Origin of the sequence: Bradyrhizobium sp., from assembly GCF_049691595.1 — a bacterium.
Lineage (GTDB): Bacteria > Pseudomonadota > Alphaproteobacteria > Rhizobiales > Xanthobacteraceae > Bradyrhizobium.
In genome coordinates this window covers 1-3,892 of the sequence record NZ_JBAVNZ010000491.1, presented here as the reverse complement: position 1 = coordinate 3,892, position 3,892 = coordinate 1, and the positions used below count along the sequence as shown (strand labels likewise).

At 64.4% G+C, this 3,892-nt stretch carries 4 protein-coding genes; 1 reads left to right on the top strand and 3 read right to left on the bottom strand.

Translation table 11 applies throughout. The annotated features are described in order from the left end of the window. Window positions 1–95 precede the first annotated feature (95 nt). The 3 genes from WCE35_RS20565 to WCE35_RS20555 form a co-directional block, all read right to left on the bottom strand. Entirely contained in the window at window positions 96–1,139 is a 1,044-nt protein-coding gene (locus tag WCE35_RS20565; RefSeq protein WP_424595157.1) for a C-terminal binding protein, read from the bottom strand. 41 nt (window positions 1,140–1,180) lie between these two features. Further along, entirely contained in the window at window positions 1,181–2,116 is a 936-nt protein-coding gene (locus WCE35_RS20560; RefSeq protein WP_424595158.1) for a Bug family tripartite tricarboxylate transporter substrate binding protein, read from the bottom strand. A gap of 290 nt (window positions 2,117–2,406) precedes the next feature. Then, window positions 2,407–3,342, bottom strand: a complete 936-nt coding sequence (locus WCE35_RS20555; protein ID WP_424595156.1) for a DMT family transporter — start codon at window positions 3,340–3,342, stop codon at window positions 2,407–2,409. A 102-nt stretch (window positions 3,343–3,444) separates the two neighbouring features. Here WCE35_RS20555 and WCE35_RS20550 point away from each other — a divergent pair, with 102 nt between their 5' ends. Then, window positions 3,445–3,846 carry a DUF1330 domain-containing protein gene (locus WCE35_RS20550; RefSeq protein WP_424595155.1) on the top strand — a complete coding sequence of 134 codons (402 nt, stop codon included), beginning with the start codon at window positions 3,445–3,447 and terminating at the stop codon, window positions 3,844–3,846. The last annotated feature ends 46 nt before the right edge of the window (window positions 3,847–3,892 follow it).

Here is a 3,892-nt window from a genome sequence, read left to right as displayed (position 1 = left end):
GGCGTGAATTCGTGTCACCTCTCCCTGCATGCGGCTGCATGCGGGAGAGGCGACTCCAACTCGCGAGCCAATTTCAACTCAAAGCCATCCCGCCGCTAGCTGTTGGGGCCGCGATCCATGCTGACGGGTTGCCAGCGTCGAAGCTTGGTGTTCTGCAGCACCGACGGGTTGACGCAGCTCACCGGCCACATGCCGGACAGCACCAGCGACAATTCGTAGCCGACGCGGCGCTTGCGGGCCTCGTCGAAGCGCGCCGAGGCGGAGGCGACATGCGCGGTCAGGGTGACGTTTTCCATCCCCAGCATCGGGTTGTTGTGCGAGGGCGGTTCCTTCTCCAGCACGTCGAGGGCGGCGTGCGCGATCCAGCCTTCCTGCAACGCCTTGATCAGCGCGTCCTCGTCCACGGTCGCGCCGCGACCGGTATTGATGAAGATTGCGCTGCGCTTCATCTGCCGAAAATGTTTTTCGCCGAGCATGTGGTGCACTTCGGGCCGCGCCGGCGCGTGCATCGACACGAAGTCGGATTGCGACAACACCTCCGACAGCGTCGCCGGGATCACGCCGAGTTCGGAAATCAGCGTCTCCTGGATGAAGGGATCGTAGGCCATCAAGCGCAGCCCGAACGGCGCGGCGCGCCGGGCGACGGCGCGCGCCACCCGGCCGAACGAGACGAAGCCGAGCGTCTGCCCCATCAGCCGCGGAATCTTCAACAGCGCTGGCCGCCCCTCGGACCAGCGGCCTTCCCGCACCATGCGGTCCTGCGCCACCAGCCGGCGAAAGCCTGCCAAGAGCAGCATCATGGCGTGGTCGGCGACTTCCTCGATAAAGGTGTCGGGGATGTTGGTGACGGGGATGCCGCGGGCGGTGGCGGCCTTGACGTCGACGCTGTCGACGCCGACGCTGCCGAGCGTGATCACCTTGCAGTTTTCCAGCGCATCGATCACGGTTTTGGTGATCGGCATGCCCTTGGCGTAGATGGCGTCGGCGGTCCGGGCGGCGGCGATGAATTCCGCCTCATTGGCCGGCGCCTCGACGATCTCGGCGCCGATCGGATCGAGCGCCTCCTTCTCATAATCGTAACCGCCGCCGGCGACCGTGAAACTCGCGCCTTTCGGCGTCACCACCCTGAACTTCGACATTTCCTGCTCCCGATTGATTTTCGCGTCTGTGACGGACGATGTCACTGCTTCTCGATTCCGGCGTTCCGGATCAGCTTTTCCCACAGCACCAGTTGATCGCCCACGAACGCGCCGAGCTGTTCCGGCGTGCCGGAAAACGCATCCATGCCGAGGGTGGCGAGTTGCGCCTTGATCGCGGGGTTTTCGACAATCTTGCGGATTTCGGCGTTGAGGCGCGTGACGATTTCCTTCGGCGTGTTGGCGGGCGCGAAGTAGCCTTGCCACGAGGTGATGTCGAAATCCGGCACGCCGGCCTCCTGCATCGACGGCAGCTCCGGCACCAGCGGCGATCGCTCCCGGGTGGTGACGGCCAGCGCCCGCAATGCGTTGCCCTTGACGTGCGGCAGGCCGGTGAGCACGTCGATGAAGATCATGGAGATGCGCCCGCCGATCACATCGTTCAGCGCGGGCGGCGAGCTCTTGTAGGGCACGTGCAGCATGTCGATGCCGGCATTATGCGCAAAGGTCGCGCCGGACACGATCGACGACGAACTGCCGCTGGCGTAGGTCAGCTTGCCCGGGTTGGCCCTGCCATAGGCGACGAGCTCCGCGACGGTTTTCGCAGGCAGGTCCGGATGGACCACCAGCATGAACGGCAAATCGCCGGTCCGCGCGATCGGCGCAAAATCCTTGACCGGGTCGTAGGTCAGGGTCTTCAGCAGATACGGATTGGCCGAGTGCGTGGTGTTGGTGGTGACGAACAGCGTGTAGCCGTCGGGGGCGGCGCGCGCGGCATAGGTCGCGGCGATCATGCCGTTGGCGCCGGGCTTGTTGTCGATGACGATGCCGACGCCAAGGGCTGCGGAAAGATGCTGCGAGATGATCCGCGTCGTGGTGTCGGTGCCGCTGCCGGCCGCGAACGGCAACACCAGCGTGATGGTGCGGTTCGGCCAGGCGACGCCCTGGGCAAGGGCCGCGCCGGATATCGGCGCGAACATCAGCGGCAATGTCGCAAGTACCTGCGAATACCGTTTCAACAATGCGATCATACCGTCGTTTCCCCAGAGAGTTTTTTGACAGGCTGGGGACAAGCTAGCCTGCCCAGGATGAAATCGGAAGCCGTTAAGGCGCCGCTCGGCGAATGCGTTCCCCGGATGCTACGCAGCGCGCCGCGCTTGCGGCGTGGTGCGTTGCTGATCCGGGGTCCATTTTTCTTTAGATACGCATGGGTCCCGGCTCCGCGGAGCAGCGCCAAGTGCGCGCTGCACCGCGTCCGGGACACGTGAATCTACACCCGGGCCGAGCTCTGCCGCGACGCGATCACGACGCCGGCCAGCACCAGCGCATAGCCCGCCAGGTGAAACAGTCTTGGCTGCTCGCCGAGCAGCAGGATCGCCATCGCCGAGCCGAATACCGGCACCAGATGGAAGAACGGCGCGGCGCGGTTCGGTCCGATCAGCGCGATGCCGCGGTTGAAAAACAGGTATGCCAGCGTGGAGGGGAAGATCACGACGTAGACCAGCGTTGCCATCGACAGCAGGTCGAATTTCAGCGTGAAGCCGGTCGAGAATTCCCCGATCGAGAACGGCAACAGCAGCAGCGCGCCACAGCCGGTGGTGAAGGCAATCAGCGACAGCTGATGCGTCTTCGGCCGCCGTGGCATCAGCGCCGAATAGAGCCCGAACGCCAGCAAGGCGCCGGCGAACATCACGTCGCCCTTGTTGAAGCGGATGCCGGCCAGCGCAGCGGGATCGCCACGCAGGATGATGGTCAGCACGCCGGCGAGCGAGATCGTGATGCCGGCCAATTGCGCCGAGGTCAGCCGCACGCCGAACAACAACAACGACCACAGCGCCACGAACAGCGGCCCGGACGACTGGATCAAGAGCGCATTGAGCGCCTCGGTATATTGCATGGCCAGGTAGGACAGCGCGTTGTTGACGGCAAAGCCGGTCGCCGACAGCACCGCCATCAGCGGCAGCCGCGCGCGCAACGCCGGCCAGTCACGCTTCAGATGCGGCCAGGCGAACGGCAGCAGCATCAGGAAGGAGCCGATCCAGCGCACGCAGGACAAGGTCATCGGCGGCACGTGGCCGGCGACGTAACGGGCGAGCACGATATTGCCGGCCCAGAACAGCGAGGTCAGGCTGAGCAGCAGATAGGGCTGGTTGTTGAGCCATCTGGCCGGGTCAAGGGCAGGCGGCGCGGGCGCGGTTTTGGTCATCGTCTCGGGTCGAGTTGTGCCGGATTCTCGCCGCGCGACAAGTCCCGCCCATGCAATGCTACAATGTCCTTCAGTTTTTGCGATGGCCGTCAGGAGCAAGTCATGGGCGTCGAGCTGTTGAATGTCGAAGGATTGAGCGAGCTGGACCATCAGGGGCCGGTCGTGATGGTCAATTTGATGCGGTTCTACGACCGTTCGCTGGACGGCGACGGCAGCGGCTGGGACGCCTATCGGCGCTACAGCGCGCTCACTGTGCCGATGATCAAGGCGCGCGGCGGCACCTTGCTGTGGACCGGCGAGGCCAAGGCGGTCGCGCTCGGGCGCCAGGACGGCGACCATTGGGATTATATCGCGCTGGTCTACTATCCGGCCGTGGCTTCGTTCATCGACATGATGACATCGGCAGATTACGAAAATCGCTGCGACCCGCACCGGCGCAACGGCTGCGCCGAGCATATGATCATCGCGACGGCCGAGGCTTACAGCAAGTTCAGGATCGGCTGAGAATTGGCACCGTCATTGCGAGGAGCGTAGCGACGAAGCAATCCAT